The sequence below is a fragment of the Amycolatopsis echigonensis genome, assembly GCF_002846615.1.
Taxonomy (GTDB): domain Bacteria; phylum Actinomycetota; class Actinomycetes; order Mycobacteriales; family Pseudonocardiaceae; genus Amycolatopsis; species Amycolatopsis echigonensis.
Map to the genome: position 1 here is coordinate 3524923 of NZ_PJMY01000003.1, position 18481 is coordinate 3543403.

At 70.7% G+C, this 18481-nt stretch carries 17 protein-coding genes and 1 pseudogene; 17 read left to right on the plus strand and 1 reads right to left on the minus strand.

The window, feature by feature from the left end; translation table 11 throughout:
- Nucleotides 1-119 precede the first annotated feature (119 nt).
- The 12 genes from ATK30_RS21610 (at nucleotide 120) to folK (ending at nucleotide 11345) form a co-directional block, all read left to right on the plus strand.
- Nucleotides 120-1136 (plus strand): zinc-dependent metalloprotease, encoded by a 1017-nt coding sequence (locus ATK30_RS21610; protein ID WP_101437149.1) that lies wholly within the window; start codon nucleotides 120-122, stop codon nucleotides 1134-1136.
- Entirely contained in the window at nucleotides 1133-2104 is a 972-nt protein-coding gene (gene tilS, locus ATK30_RS21615) for a tRNA lysidine(34) synthetase TilS (protein ID WP_101437150.1), read from the plus strand. Before ATK30_RS21610 ends, tilS begins: the two co-directional genes overlap by 4 nt.
- Before the next feature lie 3 nt (nucleotides 2105-2107).
- A complete protein-coding gene (gene hpt / locus ATK30_RS21620) occupies nucleotides 2108-2662 on the plus strand; it encodes a hypoxanthine phosphoribosyltransferase (RefSeq protein ID WP_101437151.1) in 555 nt (184 codons plus the stop codon).
- A gap of 160 nt (nucleotides 2663-2822) precedes the next feature.
- Nucleotides 2823-3191: a hypothetical protein gene (locus ATK30_RS21625; protein WP_101437152.1), complete on the plus strand. Its 369-nt coding sequence runs from the start codon at nucleotides 2823-2825 to the stop codon at nucleotides 3189-3191.
- A gap of 23 nt (nucleotides 3192-3214) precedes the next feature.
- Entirely contained in the window at nucleotides 3215-4660 is a 1446-nt protein-coding gene (locus tag ATK30_RS21630) for a hypothetical protein (RefSeq protein WP_416332757.1), read from the plus strand.
- A gap of 79 nt (nucleotides 4661-4739) precedes the next feature.
- Nucleotides 4740-5543 (plus strand): ESX secretion-associated protein EspG, encoded by an 804-nt coding sequence (locus tag ATK30_RS21635; protein WP_101437153.1) that lies wholly within the window; start codon nucleotides 4740-4742, stop codon nucleotides 5541-5543.
- Between the two features lie 97 nt (nucleotides 5544-5640).
- A complete protein-coding gene (locus tag ATK30_RS21640; protein ID WP_101437154.1) occupies nucleotides 5641-6462 on the plus strand; it encodes an ESX secretion-associated protein EspG in 822 nt (273 codons plus the stop codon).
- A gap of 206 nt (nucleotides 6463-6668) precedes the next feature.
- The gene (ftsH, locus tag ATK30_RS21645) at nucleotides 6669-9083 is read left to right on the plus strand and encodes an ATP-dependent zinc metalloprotease FtsH (protein WP_101437155.1); all 2415 of its coding nucleotides are present in this window, start codon (nucleotides 6669-6671) and stop codon (nucleotides 9081-9083) included.
- Nucleotides 9055-9669, plus strand: a complete 615-nt coding sequence (gene folE / locus ATK30_RS21650) for a GTP cyclohydrolase I FolE (RefSeq protein WP_101437156.1) — start codon at nucleotides 9055-9057, stop codon at nucleotides 9667-9669. The genes ftsH and folE overlap by 29 nt, the downstream gene beginning before the upstream one ends.
- Before the next feature lie 26 nt (nucleotides 9670-9695).
- Nucleotides 9696-10502: a dihydropteroate synthase gene (gene folP / locus ATK30_RS21655; protein WP_101437157.1), complete on the plus strand. Its 807-nt coding sequence runs from the start codon at nucleotides 9696-9698 to the stop codon at nucleotides 10500-10502.
- A complete protein-coding gene (gene folB / locus ATK30_RS21660) occupies nucleotides 10495-10854 on the plus strand; it encodes a dihydroneopterin aldolase (protein WP_101437158.1) in 360 nt (119 codons plus the stop codon). Before folP ends, folB begins: the two co-directional genes overlap by 8 nt.
- Nucleotides 10851-11345 carry a 2-amino-4-hydroxy-6-hydroxymethyldihydropteridine diphosphokinase gene (folK, locus tag ATK30_RS21665; protein WP_101437159.1) on the plus strand — a complete coding sequence of 165 codons (495 nt, stop codon included), beginning with the start codon at nucleotides 10851-10853 and terminating at the stop codon, nucleotides 11343-11345. The genes folB and folK overlap by 4 nt, the downstream gene beginning before the upstream one ends.
- Here folK and ATK30_RS21670 read toward each other — a convergent pair.
- Nucleotides 11342-12295, minus strand: coding sequence for a helix-turn-helix domain-containing protein (locus ATK30_RS21670; protein ID WP_167441973.1), 954 nt, complete (start codon nucleotides 12293-12295; stop codon nucleotides 11342-11344). The genes folK and ATK30_RS21670 overlap by 4 nt on opposite strands.
- A 70-nt stretch (nucleotides 12296-12365) precedes the next feature.
- On the opposite strand from ATK30_RS21670, the gene ATK30_RS21675 reads away from it, so the two are divergent.
- The 5 genes and pseudogenes from ATK30_RS21675 to panC all read left to right on the plus strand — a co-directional run bounded on the left by ATK30_RS21675 (nucleotide 12366) and on the right by panC (nucleotide 18475).
- A complete protein-coding gene (locus tag ATK30_RS21675; protein ID WP_101437161.1) occupies nucleotides 12366-12818 on the plus strand; it encodes a DUF3180 domain-containing protein in 453 nt (150 codons plus the stop codon).
- 69 nt (nucleotides 12819-12887) lie between these two features.
- On the plus strand, nucleotides 12888-14849 hold the full coding sequence (locus ATK30_RS21680; protein ID WP_101437162.1) for a DUF6779 domain-containing protein: 1962 nt from the start codon (nucleotides 12888-12890) through the stop codon (nucleotides 14847-14849).
- A 452-nt stretch (nucleotides 14850-15301) separates the two neighbouring features.
- Nucleotides 15302-16408: a PrsW family intramembrane metalloprotease gene (locus tag ATK30_RS21685; protein WP_101440983.1), complete on the plus strand. Its 1107-nt coding sequence runs from the start codon at nucleotides 15302-15304 to the stop codon at nucleotides 16406-16408.
- 253 nt (nucleotides 16409-16661) lie between these two features.
- Nucleotides 16662-17570: pseudogene (locus ATK30_RS21690) on the plus strand (Rossmann-like and DUF2520 domain-containing protein); the annotation flags it as partial.
- Complete coding sequence (gene panC / locus ATK30_RS21695) at nucleotides 17567-18475, plus strand: pantoate--beta-alanine ligase (protein ID WP_101437164.1); 909 nt, start codon at nucleotides 17567-17569, stop codon at nucleotides 18473-18475. The pseudogene ATK30_RS21690 and the gene panC, both read left to right, overlap by 4 nt.
- The last annotated feature ends 6 nt before the right edge of the window (nucleotides 18476-18481 follow it).

Here is an 18481-nt window from a genome sequence, read left to right on the forward strand (position 1 = left end):
CGGCAGGCAAGCGGCACTGAGCCGACTCGCTGAACCCGCTCGGCTGAGCTGCCCACAATCGCGGACCGGCAGGTAGCGTCGGAGGGGTGAGCCAGGAAACCGAGACCCGACGGCGGCCCATGGTCGACTGGGACCGGGCAGCCGCCACCGGCGCGCTGCTGGTGCGCGGCGGCCCGCAGGTCGCCCGCGGCGAAGCCGACCGCGCGGTGGTCGACCTGCGGGAGCTGACCGCCGAGGCGGAGGGGCACGTCCGCGAGCTGACCGGCCTCGGCCAGGACCTGCCGCTGCTGCCCGGCACCGTGGTCGACCGGCCCGGCTGGGTCCGGTCCGCGGCGTCCGGTCTCGGCGAGCTCACCGGTCGTGCGCTGCCCGCGGCGCAGGGCGGTCCGCTCGGCCCGATCCTGGCGTCCGGCGCGGGCGTGCAGACCGGGTTGCTGCTCGCCTTCCTGGCGTCCCGCGTGCTCGGCCAGTACGACCCGTTCGGCGGGCCCGAGAACAAGGGCGAGCTGCTGCTCGTCGCGCCGAACGTGGTGGCCGCCGAACGCGCGATGAAGGTGCCCGCGCACGATTTCCGGCTGTGGGTCTGCCTGCACGAATGCACGCACCGGCTGCAGTTCACCGCGGTGCCGTGGCTGCGCGACTACTTCGCCGACGAGGTCGAACGGCTGGTGTCCGGGCTCGCGGAGAGCTCCGCCGACGGCCTGGCCGAGCTGCTCGGCAGGCTGCCCGACGCACTGCGCAACCGCGGCAAGGGCGGTGGCATCGCGGAATTGCTGCAGTCGCCGAAGCAACGCTCGGTTTTCGATCGGCTGCTGGCGTTGTCCACGCTGCTGGAAGGCCACGCCGATTACGTGATGGACGCGGTCGGCCCGCAGGTCGTGCCCAGTGTCGAACAGATCCGGGCGCGGTTCACCGCACGTCGCCAGGGCGGCGGGATTTTCGACCGGCTGCTGCGCGCGGTGCTCGGCCTCGACGCGAAGATCCGCCAGTACGAGGAAGGCGCGAAGTTCACGCGGCACGTGGTCGACGCGGTCGGGATGGACGGGTTCAACAAGGTTTGGCGCTCGCCGAACACCTTGCCGACCCGCGCTGAGATCGCCGACCCCGCGGCCTGGGTGCGGCGCCTGCACGGGTGAGCGCGCTCGCCGCGGTCCGGACAGCGGTCCGCGATTTCCTTGCGACAGTCGCTGTTCCTGGCGAAGTGTGTGTCGCGGTGTCGGGTGGCGCGGACTCTCTAGCGCTTGCCGAAGCGACGGCGTACGTCCTTCGGCACCGAGACGTCCGTACGCGGGCTCTCGTGGTGGATCACGGTCTTCAGGCCGATTCAGCCGTCGTTGCCGCCGAAGCAGCGACGGCCGTGAAGGGCCTCGGCATCGACGTCGTCGAAGTGCACGCCGTGCATGTCGTAGGCAAAGGCGGTCCCGAAGCAGCGGCGCGCGCCGCGAGGTACCACGCGCTGCGCGAAGCGTTGCCGAACGGCGAAGGGCTCGTGCTGCTTGGCCACACTCAAGACGACCAAGCCGAGACAGTGCTGCTCGGTCTAGGCCGTGGCTCCGGACCGCGGTCGCTGGCCGGCATGCGTCCGCACGATCCGCCGTGGGGCCGTCCGCTGCTTGGCATCACCCGCGCGCAAACCGTTGCGGCGTGCGCAGAACTCGGCCTGGAGCCGTGGCAAGACCCGCACAACGCCGATCCCCGCTTCACCCGCGTACGGCTGCGTACGGAAGCACTGCCGCTCCTGGAGGACGTGCTGTCAGGTGGAGTCGCTCCAGCTTTAGCCCGTACGGCCGCACAGCTGCGCGAAGACACCGAGGCGTTGGACACACTCGCCGCGCGCGTACACGAGCGCGCGGCCCGCGAAGACGACCTCGACGTAGCCGTGCTCGCGGCCGAGCCCGCTGCGCTGCGCAGACGGGTTCTCCGCAGGTGGCTGCTGAACTCCGGGGTTCGCGAGCTGACCGACGCGCACCTGCGTTCGGTCGACGCGCTCGTGGCCCGGTGGCGGGGCCAGGGCGGGGTGTGGCTGCCGGGCAACTTGGAGGCTCGACGGCGGCGTGGCAGGCTCTCGCTTGCCGGACCCGAACCCACCACCCGAGGGGAATGACGCGTGTACGAGGGCGAGATCGCCTCCGTGCTCATCACCGAGCAGCAGATCAAGGACAAGATCGCGGAGCTGGCGGCGAAAATCGCCGCGGACCACCCGGAAAACGGCCAGGGCGACCTTCTCCTGGTCGGCGTCCTCAAGGGCGCCGTCATGTTCATGACCGACTTCGCGCGGGCGCTTCCGGTGCCGACGCAGCTGGAGTTCATGGCCGTGTCGTCCTACGGGTCTTCGACCTCGTCGTCGGGGGTGGTGCGGATCCTGAAGGACCTCGACCGCGACATCGCCGGGCGCGACGTGATCATCGTCGAGGACATCGTCGACTCCGGGCTCACCCTGTCCTGGCTGCTGAAGAACCTGGCGAGCCGGAACCCGGCCTCGCTCGAGGTCGTCTCGCTGCTGCGCAAGCCGGAAGCCGTGAAGGTCGAGGTGCCGGTCAAGTACATCGGCTTCGACATCCCCAACGAATTCGTCGTCGGCTACGGCCTCGACTACGCCGAGCGCTACCGCGACCTGCCCTACATCGGCACGCTCGATCCGCACGTCTACACGTCCGGTTAGCCCGGTTCGCGAGAAACCCCTCGGGGGCGGAACCCGGATGCGCGAAATCGCGTCATAGGGCTCGACCAGGTGCGTTAACCTATGCGAAGACCTATTGCCATGCGGACGAGTGACACCAGCCGACGGGCTGGTCCTCGCGCGGGGGAACGGAGAGAGGCAGATGGGCAACAACAGCTCGGCGGACGCCGCGGCGTTCAAGAACGCCGCCGTCAACGGCCAGGTCGGAATCGACCCGGATGCCGCGCAGACCGTGCTGAAGAAGATCCGGACCGGACGGGACGCGGTCGAAGCTCTCCTGAACAGCGCCGGCACGCTCGCGCAGCCGCCGAAGCTCGGCGCGAACCCGGTCGGCAAGGCGATGGCGACGAAGTTCGTGCAGCGCGCCGACGGCGGCGGCGACTCCTACTCGTCCGCGCTGCAGAACCTGCTCAGCCAGTACCAGGCGGCGGAGGAAGGCATCGTCGCGGCGATGGCCCGCTACCACGAGTTCGACCAGTCCGCCGGCGACCCGTTCCGCAACAAGGCCTGACGTCCTAGGGGGATCACGCAGTCATGGCACCGAACACGAACACCTCGGCCCCGGGCGGCTCCGTCCCGGACGGATCGGGCTACAACACTTCCGGCTACGGCACCTCGTCGTCGGTTCCCGCGCCCGGTTCGGCCGTCGCGATGGGCTCGAACTCGACGGCCGACGACATCGTCGCGTCGGCGCGCAGCAGCTCCGGCGGCTTCGAGATCGGCGGCGACCGCGCCATCGCCAACCCGCCGAACTGGCAGGCGCAGGAAAGCCACCAGCTCTACATCGGCGCGACCACGGACAACGACCCGGGCACGGCCGAGTCCACCGGGCAGCACTGGGCCAAGCACGGCACCGAGCTGAAGCAGGCGTCCGACGACCTGTACAACGCGATCACCGAACTGGGCAACGTCTGGGTCGGTCAGGGCGCGGCGGGCGCGCAGGGCGCGCTCGTGGCGATCGCCAACTCCGGCACGCAGGCGTCCGACGCCGCGCACACGATGGCCGACCGGCTCGCCCGCCAGGCCGCCGCGGCCGCCGAGGTCAAGAAGATGCCCGCCCCGCGCGACTACGACCCGAAGCAGGCCATGACGGCCGCGCTCGCGGGCGGTCCGGCCGCGCTGGCCGCGGACCAGAAGGCGCAGGCGGACGCCGCGAACGACGTCAAGGCGCAGCAGGTCGCGTTCTTCAACGCCTACACGCAGGCGATGAGCGAGGTCGACAGCTCCACCCCGAGCTTCGGCCCGGACTCGCTCGGCATGAAGCCGACCGCGACGCACTTCAACGGCAACTCGTTCAACAGCGTCAACAACATCGGCCACACCGACGCTCCCGGCGCGCTCAGTTCGCCGGCCAGCTTCGGCACGGTCGGCGCGCACGGCGCCTTCGGCGGTACTGGGGTCGCCGGGCACGGCGCCCCGGCGCACGTCTCGGCCGACTCGGGCAAGTACGGGACCTCTGGCTTCGAAGGCGGCGGTGGCGCGCTCGGTGCGGGCGCGGGCGCGGGCGCGGGTGTCGGCGTGGGCGCGGGTTCCGGCGTCGGCGCGGCCCCGGTTGCTCCGGCCGCACCCGCGAGCTCGGGCGGCAGCGGGCTCGGCGCCGCGCTCGGCCTCGGCGCCATCGGCGCGGGAGCCGGATTCGCCGGCGGCAAGCTCGGCGAGGGCAACCGCAGCGGTTCGCGCAAGGAGGAGGAAGGCAAGACCTCCGCGGCGTCCGAGCACCAGAGCGGGCAGAGCGCCGCGTCGGCGGCTCCGCAGCAGCAGGGCGTCGTCCCGGCGAGCGGCACCATCGGCCAGCCGCAGGGCGGCATGAACCCGATGGGCGGCGGCATGGGCGGAGCGGGCGCGCACGGCGCGGGCGAAGGGGACGAGGAGCACACGCACGCTTCGTTCCTCATCGAGCCGGACCCGGACGACGCGTTCGGGGCCAACCAGGCCACCCCGCCGCCGGTCATCGGCGCGTGGTCGGACGACGACAACTGACGCAGTGCTGGCGGGCGCGTGACCGGGACCGGTCACGCGCCCGCCAGCGTTCGCAACACGTGGGGTAGGGGGTTGGTCGATGCCGAACGCGGAGCTGCTCGCGCCGATCGAGGTGGACTTCCTGTGGGAGTCGGCCGGTTTGGGCGAGCTGCCGTATCCGCTGCGGATCCGTTCGCACGGCGCGACGATGGACGAGCGCTCGGCGCTGCGCACGCGCACGCTCGGCGCACTGGCCGACCGAGGGCTCGCGGACGACCGCGGCAGGCCGGCCCCGCACGTCGAGGACTACTTCGGCATCCTCGCGTCGCCGGACGTCAGCCTCGACACCGTCCAGTTGCTCGACCCGAACGGCGAACCGCTGCTCGCGGTCGCGGGCAGCGTGAACGGCGAGGGTCTGTTCGCCGTGCAGGACCAGCGCGGGCTGCACCTGCACCCGTGCGCGCCGGACGGACTGGCCACGGCGATCATCTCGCTCCTGCCGGGCGCTCCGCGCGGGACCGAGAAGTCGATCACGGTGCCGCTGGAGCAGCTGGTGGGCGCGTCCGGGGTCGACTTCATGCAGCGGCGCGGCAACCAGGTCGACGCCTCCGGCCGCGCGAGCGTGGACGAGGACCGCAAGGCGCTCGCCCGGCTGCACGCCCAGCAGCGCCTGCGCGGCGGCCAGATCGGCGCGAACGCCCGCAACCGCCTCGGCGGCCGCAGCCGGTCGACCGTGCTGAGCTGGTTCGACACCGAAACCGGCCGGTACTTCACCCAAGCCAGCCGGGGCCACGACGGACGCGACTGGATCACCATCGCGCCCGCTGATCCGGCGACGTTGCGGCACCGGCTCGGCGAGATGCTCGCGGGCGTCGCCGACCAGGCCAGCGCGGGAGCGTTCTGACCCGGTCGGGCCCGCTCGGCTGAAACCGTGCTTGAAGACCGCGGATCCGGCGCTACGCTGGGCCGGAGATCGTTGACCGGAGGGTGAGCAGCACCGGATGCACCAAGAGTTCTTCTCGCCGCTGGCCTTCGACTTCCTGTGGGAGTCGGCGGAGCTGGGCGAGCTGCCCTACCCGCTGCGCGTGCGCTCGCACGGCGCGACCGAGGACGAGCGCGTGTCGCTGCGGCACCGGGTCGACACCGAGCTGAAGGCCCGCGGCATCCGCGACGCGCGCGGCAGGCTCGAACCCGACATCGAGGACTGGCTGACGCTGCTCGCGCGCGCCCCGCACTCCATCGACGCGCTGCACATCCCGCAGTTCGAGGCGCATCCGGTCGCGCTGCTCGCCGCGGGCGACGAGCGCACCGGCGTGGTCGCGATCCAGGACGCCGACGGCATCTGGCTGCGCGCGATCCCGCCGGACGGGCTGGTGTCCGCGATCGTCGAATTGCTGCCCGGTGGTCCGCGCGGCAGTGAGGCGTCGGTCACGCTTCCGCTGGACGAGGCGTTGCACACCCAGCCGATCCGGGTGCCGGTCGCCGCGGGCGGCGGCCAGCCCGAGGAAAAGGGCGGCCGGCGGGCGAGGCGGCAGTCGCTCAGCGAGCGTGCCACCGTCGATCCGCGCGAGACCTACGCGCTCATCGCGGGCCAGCCGCGGCTGCGCGGCGGTCAGCTCGCAGCGAACAGCCGGTCCCAGCTGGGAACCCGGCAGCGGTCGCGGGTGCTCGGTTGGTTCGACACCGCCACCGGACGGTATTTGAGCTTGTCGAGGGCGGGTTCGGACGGCCGAGAATGGGTCACCGTCGCCCCGGCGGACCCGGCCACGCTGCGGAGCAGGCTGGGTGAAATGGTGGCCTCCGTGGCGGTCGACACCCGGTAAGCGGGTGGCGAGTCGTCCCGTACCGGGAACCCTCGCGCGGGATTGGCCGTTGACCTGCGAGAGGCTCGCCAGGCTTCCCCGCCCGCCCGGACGGTACCCTGGTGGGACGGGTGCCCGGCGGCGCCCACGGGTTGTCAAGATCGCGATGGCGGGTATCACAAGAGCCGCCCAACCAGGGAGGGTCGAGGCCGCAAGGGCCGAGTCGTATGAACCGGAAGAGCGTGCTCAGGAACCCACTGCTGTGGATCGTCGCGGGGTTGCTGGCGTTGTTCGCCTACAACACGATCTTCGACAGCGATCGTGGTTACACCCAGGCTCCTATCTCCACGGCGATGCAGCAGGTCAAGGCTGGACACGTCAAGGAAGCGAGCCTTGAGGACAAGGAGCAGCAGCTCAAACTGCTGCTCACGCAGAAGATCGACGTCGACGGGCAGCAGACCGACCAGGTCATCGCGCAGTTCCCCGGCGGTGCGACCGACGACATCTACAAAGCCCTCCTCGGCGCCAATGTCGACAACCAGGCGAACCATCCGATCAAGTTCACCACCAAGGTCACCCAGCAGAGCCTGCTGACCCAGATCCTGATCTTCGCGATCCCGCTGGCGCTGGTGCTCGGCCTGCTGATGTGGATGATGAACAACGCGCAGGGCGGCGGGAACCGCGTCCTGAACTTCGGCAAGTCGAAGGCGAAGCAGCTCAACAAGGACATGCCGAAGACGACCTTCGGCGACGTCGCGGGTGCCGACGAAGCGGTCGAAGAGCTGTACGAGATCAAGGACTTCCTGCAGAACCCGGCGCGCTACCAGGCGCTCGGCGCGAAGATCCCGAAGGGCGTTCTGCTCTACGGGCCGCCCGGCACCGGCAAGACGCTGCTCGCGCGTGCGGTCGCCGGCGAGGCGGGCGTGCCGTTCTACACGATTTCCGGTTCGGACTTCGTCGAGATGTTCGTCGGTGTCGGCGCGTCGCGTGTCCGCGACCTGTTCGAGCAGGCGAAGCAGAACGCGCCGTGCATCATCTTCGTGGACGAGATCGACGCGGTCGGCCGCCAGCGCGGCGCCGGCCTCGGCGGCGGCCACGACGAGCGCGAGCAGACGCTGAACCAGCTGCTGGTCGAGATGGACGGCTTCGACGCCCGCGGCGGCATCATCCTGATCGCGGCCACCAACCGGCCGGACATCCTCGACCCGGCGCTGCTGCGCCCCGGCCGGTTCGACCGGCAGATCCCGGTGTCCGCGCCGGACCTGCTCGGCCGCAAGGCGATCCTCGAGGTGCACGCCAAGGGCAAGCCGATCGCGCAGGGCACCGACCTGACCGGGCTGGCCAAGCGCACGGTCGGCATGTCCGGTGCGGACCTAGCCAACGTGCTGAACGAGGCCGCGCTGCTCACCGCCCGCGAGAACGGGCACGTGATCACCGACGCCGCGCTCGAGGAATCGGTCGACCGCGTGGTCGGCGGTCCCGCGCGCAAGAGCCGGATCATCTCCGAGAAGGAGAAGAAGATCACCGCCTACCACGAGGGCGGGCACGCGCTCGCCGCGTGGGCGATGCCGGACATCGAGCCGGTGTACAAGCTGACGATCCTGCCGCGCGGCCGCACCGGCGGGCACGCGCTGCTGGTGCCCGAGGACGACAAGCAGCTGATGACCCGGTCGGAGATGATCGGGCGGCTGGTGTTCGCGATGGGCGGCCGCACGGCCGAGGAACTCGTGTTCCACGAGCCCACCACCGGCGCGTCCTCGGACATCGAGCAGGCGACGAAGATCGCCCGCGCGATGGTCACCGAATACGGCATGAGCGCACGGCTGGGCGCGGTGAAGTACGGCCAGGAGCAGGGCGATCCGTTCCTCGGCCGGTCCGCGGGCCGCCAGGCCGACTACTCGCTCGAGGTGGCGCACGAGATCGACGAGGAGGTGCGCAAGCTCATCGAGACCGCGCACACCGAGGCGTGGCACGTGCTGAACACCTACCGCGACGTGCTCGACAACCTGGTCATGGAGCTGCTGGAGAAGGAAACGCTGCAGCGCAAGGACCTCGAGCGGATCTTTGCGACGGTCGAGAAGCGCCCGCACATCACCGTCTTCAACGAGTTCGGCGAGCGCACGCCGTCGGACAAGCCGCCGATCAAGACCCCGGGCGAGCTGGCGATGGAGCGCGGCGAGCCGTGGCCGCCGCCCGCTCCGGAGAAGGAGAAGCGCGCGCTGCAGCCCGCGCCGACCCCGGTCGGCACGGCGCCGGGTGCCGGCGATCTTCCCGGCGGGCCGCCGTACCAGGCTCCGGACCCGAACGCGAACCCGTACGCGCCGCCGCCCAACGGCGGGCGTCCGCCGGGCGGGCCGAACGGCACCGGCCGATGGGGCCCGCCGTATGGTGGTCAGCAGCAGCCGGGCGGTCCGGCAGGCGGCGGCTACCAGCCCGGTGGCCCGGGCGGTGCGCAGAGCGGACCGCCGAACTACGGGGCGCCTCCGGGCTGGACCCCGGCGACGTCCCCGGGCGGCCAGCAGCCGTGGCGCCCCGCCGAAGACCGTCCGCGTGAGCAGGGCTGGTTCGCCGACGGTGCGAACGGCCAGCAGCCGGACGAGGGGCAGCATCGGCGTGACGTCGACGGATCAGACAAGCAGTAAAGACGGCATCCGCCCGGTCTTCGATCAGGACCGGGCGGAGCGCGCGGTTCGCGAGCTGCTGCTCGCGTGCGGCGAAGACCCGGATCGGGACGGTCTCCAGGACACCCCGGCCCGGGTCGCTCGCGCTTACCGGGAAATGTTCGCCGGCCTCTACACCGATCCGGACGAGGTGCTGGCGCGGACGTTCGACGAATCGCACGAGGAGCTCGTGCTCGTCACGGACATCCCGATGTACTCGACCTGCGAGCACCACCTGCTCGCCTTCCACGGGGTAGCGCACGTCGGCTACATCCCGAACGCCGACGGCAAGGTCACCGGGCTCTCCAAGCTCGCTCGGCTGGTCGACCTGTACGCCAAGCGGCCGCAGGTCCAGGAGCGGCTCACGTCGCAGATCGCCGACGCGCTCGTGCGGAAGCTGGAGCCGCGCGGCGTGATCGTGGTCATCGAGGCCGAGCATTTGTGCATGTCGGTGCGCGGGATCCGCAAGCCGGGTTCGCGGACCACGACGTCGGCGGTACGCGGGATGCTGCGGTCGTCGGCGACTTCGCGGGCCGAGGCGATCGAGCTGATCCGGGGGCGCCGGTGATCCCCCGGCCGGGGCGGTGCGCCGTGATGGGCGTGCTGAACGTGACACCGGATTCGTTCTCCGACGGCGGTCGCTACTTCGATCTCGACCAGGCGCTGGAACACGCGCGCGAGATGTGGGCGCGCGGTGCGGACCTGATCGACGTAGGCGGCGAATCGACGCGGCCGGGAGCCTCGCGGGTCGACGCGGAGACCGAGGCCGGGCGCATCCTGCCGGTCATCCGGCAACTGGCTTCCGAAGGCGTCGTGCTGTCCGTCGACACCACGCGGGCCTCGGTCGCGGAAGCCGCGGTGACGGCCGGCGCGAAGGTGATCAACGACGTGTCCGGCGGGCTCGCCGATCCGGCGATGGGACGGGTCGCGGCGGAAACCAAGGCACCGTGGGTGCTGATGCACTGGCGCGGGCACAGCAAGGACATGAACGCGCTGGCCACGTACACCGACGTCGTCGCCGAGGTGCGCGGCGAGCTGCTGCAGCGGATTGACGAGGCGATCGCCGCCGGGGTTTCGGAGAGCGAGATCGTGCTCGATCCCGGCCTCGGGTTCGCGAAGCACGCCGAACACGACTGGGCGCTGCTGAACAGGCTCGATTCGTTGCTGGACCTGGGTTTCCCGGTCCTGGTGGGTGCCTCGCGCAAACGTTTCCTCGGCCGGTTGCTGGCCGGGAAGGACGGCGTGCCGAGGCCGCCGGACGGCCGCGAGATCGCCACCGCGTCGATCTCGGCGCTGGCCGCCGCGGCGGGAGCTTGGGGCGTACGGGTGCACGAGGTGGGGGCTTCACTGGACGCCGTGGCGGTGGCCGCGGCCTGGCAGCAAGGACGGGCCGATGGCTGACCGCATCACGCTCACCGGACTGCGCGTGTTCGGCCGGCATGGGGTCTTCGAGCACGAGAAGCGCGACGGACAGGAATTCGGCGTCGACATCGTCGCGTGGCTCGACCTCGGGCCAGCGGCGGCGTCGGACGACCTGGCGAAGACGCTGCACTACGGCGAGCTGGCCGAGCTGGCGGCGGGGATCGTCGCCGGGGAGCCGTACGACCTGATCGAGAGCGTCGCCGGGAGGATCGCCGACGAGGTCATGCGCGACGACCGGCTGACCGCGGTCGAGGTCACCGTGCACAAGCCCTCCGCGCCGATTCCTCTGACGTTCGACGACGTCGCCGTCACCATCCGGCGGGAGCGGTGAGCCGCGCGGTCCTGTCGCTGGGCTCCAACCTCGGCGACCGGCTCGGCTACCTGCGCAGCGCGGTGGACGCGGTGCGCCCGGCGCTCGTCGCGGTGTCCGGGGTGTACGAGACGAAAGCCTGGGGCGTCGAGGACCAGCCGGATTTCCTGAACGCGCTGTGCATCGTCGACGACCCGGCGCGCGACCACTGGGCGTGGCTGCGCGCCGGGCAGGCGGCCGAACAGGCGGCGGGCCGGGTGCGCGAACTGCGCTGGGGCCCGCGCACGCTAGATGTCGACATAGTGACAGTGCAGGGCGTGACATCCGACGACCCGGAGCTGCTGCTGCCGCACCCCGGGACCCCGGACCGGGCGAGCGTGCTGATCCCGTGGCTCGAGATCGACCCGGACGCCGAGGTCCCCGGGCACGGCCGGGCCGCCGACCTGCTCGCCCGGCTGCCGGAAGCCGACCGGTCGGGCGTCGTTCTGCGGCCCGACCTGACCCTGGCCTAGGCCGGGTTCACCCCCGAGGCCCGCAGCGCCGCCGCCAGGAACCGCAGCTCCTCCTGGGTGCTCGGGATCGGCGGCCAGCCGTTGATGGTCGCCAGCAGCTGCCAGTACCGCTCCGAACGCGGGTCCGCGCCTTCGCTGATCGTTTCGAGCAGCTTGGTGCGGAACGCCGGATCGTCCGGATCCTGGCCGGGCCTGGCCGACGCCGTCGCGATGCGGTCCGCCAGTGCGCGCCCGGCCGGGGAGTCCGGGGCCGCGCCCGCGTCGAGCGCCGTGCGGGCTTCGGCGATCCAGGCGAACCAGTGTTCCTGCTGCGCCTTCGTCGGCTGTTCGTACTCGCCAGCGGCGACTGTCCGCGCGTGCCGCGTGCTCATGTCCCGGATCAGCTGCCGGAAATCCGGGTCCTGCACGAGTTCCGCGAACTCGATCCAGGCCTCCAGCTGTTCCGGGGCCGGATCATCCGGAAGATCCGGTTTCGCCGAGCGCATTCGCGTGTAGAACTCGGTGTCGACGTCGAGCCCGTCGACCATTTCGTCCCAGAACTCGTCGACCAGACGGCGGCGTTCCTCGTCCGGCATTCGGGCGATGCGATTCATCAGTTCCACTTCCTCCAGCTCGGAATCCCGTTTCAGCACCGCGCGCAATACCGCGCGGCGCAGCCGCAACCGCCGGATCTGCTCGTCCAGGGCGTCGACGTGGCTCGTCGCCAGGTCGCGCATCGTCGTCTCGCGCGCCAGTGCGCGGGACACGTCGGGCAGGCCGATGCCCAGTTCGCGCAGCGTCCGCACCAGCTCCAGCCGGACGAGCGCGTGCGCGTCGTACAACCGGTAGCCGGCGTTGGTCCGCTGCGTGGGCGGGAGCAGGCCCTCGTCGGAGTAGAACCGGATGGTCTTCACCGGCAGCCCGGTGCGCCGGGACAGTTCGCCGATCGTGAAGACCGTGGTGGCGGGCATGTCAGGCATCGTGGAGTCTCCAGTCGCTGGAGAGTCAAGCGTGCCAGAACGGCCTCGGTACGGTGGAGTCATGCACTTCACGCGGTCCCGGGACCTGGTCGTGGCCGCGGTCCTCGGCCTCGCCGTGGTCTATGTGCTGTTCCAGGCGGCTTACGGCGATCTGCCGCCGCTGCCCACGCTCGCCGGGGTGACCTTCGCGGTGCTCGCGATCGCCGAGGCGGGATTGGCGTTGTCGATCCGGTCGCGGATCAAGTCGGGCCGGGTGCACGGCGACGCGGTCGGGATCGCCAGGGCGGTGGCGCTGGCGAAGGCGTCGTCGCTGGCCGGGGCGTTTCTCGGCGGTGCCTGGCTGGCGGCGTTCATCTATGTTTTCCCGCGACGTGACGAACTCGTTGCCGCGGTCTCCGACAGCAGGTCGGCGGTCGTCGGGGCGGTCTCGTCGGCGCTGCTCGTAGCTGCCGGTTTGTGGCTCGAGCATTGCTGCCGGACGCCGCCGGAGGACCGTCGGGAATCGACCGATTAACGCTCCGATCGCGCCGCTCGAAGTACCGACTAGGTCTCATTCGGATCACCGGAAGGTACGGTGTCAGGCATGACTGGCGTGGGTGACGACTCGCACGGCCGCCGCCCTGGCAGGCCGTGGCTCGTCGTCGGATTGCTCCTCGCTGTCGGCGCCACCCTCGCATTGGTGCTCAGCGACGACCTCCGGTACCTCCGGCTCGGGATCGTCGCCGCGCTCTGGGCCGCCCTGATCGGCGCCTTCCTGGCTGTCCGGGCCCGCAAGAACGCGGCGCACAGCGAGGACGCGGTCGCCGAGGCGCAGGCGGTGTACGAACTCGAGCTGGAACGCGAGATCGCGGCCCGGCGGGAGTACGAGCTCGAACTCGAGACGGAAACGCGTGAGGCCGCCCAGGCGCAATCGCGCGAAGAATTGGATGCGCTGCGTGCCGAAGTGGCTGCGCTGCGCGAAAGTCTGCAATCTTTGTTCGGCGGCGAGGTATTGCTCGAACGCGTCGCGCTCACCGCGCAGGCGACCCGGATGCGCTCGCTGAACGACGAGCAGCGGCTCGTTTCGGCCGGTGCCGAAACCAAGAACGGCAACGGCAAGAAACCGGCTCAGCTGCTCGGTCCGAAGAAGCCGGCCGACAGTCCGGAGCGGCCGACCGAATTCATGGACCGGGTCCTCGACGCGACTTCCGCGGAGCGCCGGCGGGCCCCGGTGAACGGCGGTTCGAACGGGACGGCGAAGACCAAAGGCGCCAACGGGACTTCCGGCGCGAACGGCTCGATCAGCGCTGGACTGAACGGTTCCGGCCCGAACGGCGACCGTTCGACGCAGTTGCGCACCCAGCAGATGCCGCGGCTCAAGCCGAAGCGTCCGGAACCGCCCGCCGAGCCGGAGCCGTTCGAGGACGAGGTGGAAGCGGACAGCCCCGCCCCGCGCGGTGGTCGCGACTCGCGCGCCAGCCTGGCGGATGCGTTCGTGCCTCGCGGCGGCCGTGGCGACTCAGGCCCGCACGAGGGACGCGCCAGCGTGGCGGACGCTTTCGCCTCGCGTGAGCCGCGCAATGGCGCACCGGAACCGCACGCTGAGCGGCCCGCTCGCGGCGGTGCCCCGGAGCCGCAGGCCGAGCGTGGTCCGCGTGGCGGCGCTGCGAAGCCGCGCGCTGACCGTGCGCCGCAGCCGTATGAAACCGAACGCAACTCCGGTTCGCACGTCATTCCGGAGCCGTTCGAGGAGGACAGCGTTGAGCGAGGGCCGCGCAACGCGACTGAGCCGCTGCCTCGCGAGGCTCGGGAGCCGCGTGGTTCGTTCAACCAGGGCAAGCCGTCTCCGCGAGCCGCTCGGCCGCAGAACGACGCGCCGGAACCGCCTCGCCGGCCGGCCGCGGACGCGCAGCCGACCCGGAACGTCGCGCCGGTGAGCAAGCCGGAGCCGCCAGAGCCGCCGGTGAAGTCGGAGCGCCCGGCGCCGCGGTTGGCGGCACGGCCCGCGCCGAAACGGCCTGACTCGGCTGAACAGACCGCGATCTCCCGGCCTGCCGAACCGGCCGCGCATCGGCACGCTGAGCCTGCTCCGAAGAAGGCGGTGCCGGAGAAGGAAACCGCGGTGGAGTCGCAGACTCGTGCGCCTTCTCGGCTGGAGCAGTTCTCCCGGTCGGATCTGTCGCCGTTGGCTGAGGACACGCCTACTGGGCGGCATGGTGCTCCGGGGTCGGAGGGGGTTAATCCGACGTTGCCGGAATCGGTTCGCAGCACGGTCAGCAGCGGGACCGGTGGGCGGCGGCGTCGTCCGGACGCGGAGTCGAGTCCGGCTCCGTCGTCGGGTGGACGTCGGCGGCGGCCGGAGGGGGAGCCGCCTGCTTGGGAGGCCGCGGACAGTGTTGAGGACGAGGCCGGGCATGGGCGGAGGTCTGCGTCCGCGTCGGCGTCCGCAGACCGGGCGGAGAGTTCGGCTGGGCATCACGCGTCTGGGCTGTCGGTGACGGAATTGCTTGCGGCTAATGGGAAGAGTGAGGCGAGTCCTCGGCGGAGGCGTCGGGCGGAGGACTGAGCGGCTCGTCGCCTGGCGGCGACATTGCGCCAGGGCCTCGTGGGGGCACCCCGAAGTTGAGTGTGACGACGGCGCGGGGGTGCTTGTCAAGGCGGGAAAGATGCCTTGACAAGCACCCCCGCGCCGCGTTTTTGGCTTCGTATCGGGGTGCGGGGGTGGTGTGGGTGCTTGGTGGGTTGGGTGCGCGGGTCGCGGTTTGGTGGGTGGCGCGCGGTTGGGGTGCCGGGTCGCGTTGGGTGCGCGGGTGTGGGGTGGTCCGTGAAGGGGCCCCTCATGGACAAAGGGTGCGGCCAGGGATAAGCGTCACAGCGATATCCCGCATAGGGCTGAACCGCCTATGTCCAACCGGCGTCACTGGTGGCCCCTGCGTATGGTGACCGCTCGTGAACGGCACCCTTTCCGCCACGCCGCCGGGTTCTGCGTCCACGTCTTCTCGTTCGCGGCACATCACCGTGCTCCTTCCGGTGCTCGGGTTGATCGTCGTGGCGTTGTGCGGGCTTTTTCTCTTCGGGCTCGCGACCGCGCGCGTCGGGTGGCTGGCTGTCGCGATCGGGGTGGTCGCCGCGCTGGTGCCGGTTGGCGTGGTGGTCGCCGGGTTGCTTTGGGTTGATCGGTGGGAACCTGAGCCGGCGAAGTTGCTCTTGATCGCTTTCGCTTGGGGCGCTTGCATTGCCACCGTCACCGCATTGTTGATCAACACTGGGGCCGAGGCCTTCGGTGACCTGCTTCTCGGCGGCGGCAACGGCAGCAAGGTGAGTGCGCTCGTCTCCGCGCCGCTCGTCGAGGAAGCCGCGAAGGGCGTTTTTGTCCTGTTGATCTTCTGGCGGCGCAACGAGGAATTCGACGGGATCGTCGACGGCGTCGTCTACGCGGGCTTCGCGGCCGCTGGGTTCGCCTTCACCGAGAACATCTATTACTTCGGTCGCGCCTTCGCTGACCACGGCTTCGGCAATGGAACCAGTTCCGGGGTGCTCGCCGCTTTCCTCGTGCGTGGCGTGCTTTCGCCGTTCACGCACCCGCTGTTCACCGCGATGACCGGCATCGGGTTCGGCATCGCCGCGCGGTATGCGCAGCGGTGGATCCGGATTCTCGCGCCGCTGGCCGGGTATCTCGCCGGCGTCATTTTGCACGCGCTCTGGAACGCCGCGGCCACGCTCAACGGCGGCAAGACCTTCCTCACGCTGTATTTCCTGGTGATTTTGCCGCTGCTGATCGCCGCGATCTACGTGATCGTGTTGCAGCGACGGCGAGAGCAGCGGATCGTAGCCGCGGCGTTGCCGAAGATGGCGGCCGCGCGGTGGATCGCGCCGTCGGAGATCGAACTGCTCGCCAGTTTGCCCGGGCGGCGGCAATGGCGGAAGCAGGCGCGCAAGCAATCCGGCCGGGCGGCGGCGCGGGCGGTGGGCCGGTATCAGGCGAGCGTGACTGAGCTCGCATTCCTCCGCCGTACGCGGCTGCGCACCGAACAGGACCGGCAGCGGCAGGAAGAGTTGTTGCAGGCACTGCGGGAAGCGCGCGCCGATGCCGTGCGATTGGCCAACAAGCGCGACAGTCGGTGAACGTTCCCCGTCCGGGGTAGCTCGACCGTGCCAAAAGTGGAGTCCCACCGGGGGATTTGTGCGCACGGCGGCCGCGAGAAGCCGAAGGCCAATAAGGTACGGGCGCGATTGCCCGTCCCGGGTGAAGCTGGTCACCCAGGTACCGCCATCCGGCCGCGTCGGGGCTACTCTCGCGCCGTCGTCTGGTACCCGCGCCGAAAGAGCGGGACTGGAACGAACATGAGGAGTTTCGAGCCATGAGCGTCCACAGGCGCACGCCATGAACCGACCGGCCCGCCTTGCCGTGGGCGTCGTTTCCGCTGGCCGCGTGGGCAGTGTCCTCGGTGCGGCACTGGCCAGGGCCGGCCACACCGTAGTCGCCGCGTCGGGGCTGTCCGCCGCTTCGCTGAACCGCGCGGAACGGCTGCTGCCGGATGTCCCGTTGCTGCCGCCCGACGAAGTCGTGCGGAGAGCCGATCTCGTCTTGCTCGCGCTGCCGGACGACGCGCTCGCCGGCACCGTCCGTGGCCTGGTCGCCACGAATTCCATCCGCGCCGGTCAGATCGTGGTGCACACCTCCGGCGCGCACGGCATCGACGTGCTGGCCCCGGCCGCGGAAGCCGGTGCGCTGCCGCTCGCCCTGCACCCGGTGCTCACCTTCACCGGCCGCGAGGAGGATCTGGAACGCCTTGTCGCGGCGAGCATCGGCGTCACCGCGGCACCGGACGACGACGCGGCGTGGAACGTCGGCGAGGCACTTGCCGTCGAGATGGGCGCCGAGCCGGTGCGCGTTCCGGAATCCGCGCGGGCGCTGTACCACGCGGCGCTGGCGCACGGTGCGAATCACCTGATGACGCTGGTCGCCGACTGCACCGAAACCCTGCGCGACGCCGGAATCGGGCATCCGGAACGACTCGTCGCACCGCTGCTTTCAGCGGCATTGGACAATGTCCTTCGCCACGGGGACCGCGCCCTCACCGGACCGGTCCCGCGTGGTGATCTCGGCACCGTCCGCAAGCACCTCGACGTGCTCACGGAGCGGGCGCCGCAGATCGCCCCGGCCTACCGGGCGCTGGCCCGGCGCACGGCCGAACGGTCCCGCGCCGCCGGCCTGCTCGATCCCGCGGCCGCGGGCGAACTGACCGATCTTCTCGCCGACCCCGCCGAAGGACAGACCCCGTGACGACACCGAAATTCCAGCGCGGAACGCTCAACACGTTCCAGCCGCCCGAGCACATCAGCAAGGTGAGCTGGAGCCTGCGCAGCGTCGGCCGGAAGATCGCGCTCGTGCCCACGATGGGTGCGCTGCACGACGGCCACCGCGAGCTGCTGCGCCGCGCGAAGCGGCTGCCGAACACTGTTGTCGCCGCGTCAATCTTCGTGAACCCCTTGCAGTTCGGCGAGGGCGAGGACTTCGAGGCGTACCCGCGCCAGCTCGAAGCCGACTTGGCGACCTTGTCCGAAGCAGGCGTCGAACTGGCCTTTACGCCGAAGGCCTCGGACCTGTACGCGGACAACGCGATGGTCACCGTGAACCCCGGCCCGCTCGGCGACGAGCTGGAGGGAGCCGTCCGGCCCGGGCATTTCGCCGGGGTGCTGACGGTCGTCGCGAAGCTGTTCAACCTGCTGCGCCCGGATTACGCGTTTTTCGGGGAGAAGGACTACCAGCAGCTGGTGCTGATCAAGCGGATGGTGGCGGACCTGAACATCGACACCCGTGTCATCGGAGTGCCGACGGTCCGGGAGCGAGACGGCCTCGCGCTGTCCTCGCGCAACGTCTACCTGACGCCCGAACAGAGGGAAGACGCCGTGGTGCTGTCGGCCGCTTTGTCGGCCGGAGCCCACGTCGGGCGGGACGGAGCGGAGGCCGTGCTGGAGATGGCGCGGAAGACGCTCGCGGCCCGTCCCCAGGTGGAAGTGGATTACCTGGAATTGAGGGGAACCGATTTGGGGCCGGCGCCCGTCGACGGAGAGGCGCGGTTGCTGGTCGCTGCCCGGGTGGGGAGTACCCGGCTGATCGACAACGCGGGAGTGCTGCTCGGAAAAGCCGTGGAACATCCGAGCGGGGACCCGGACGCAGGGGAATAGGGAGAG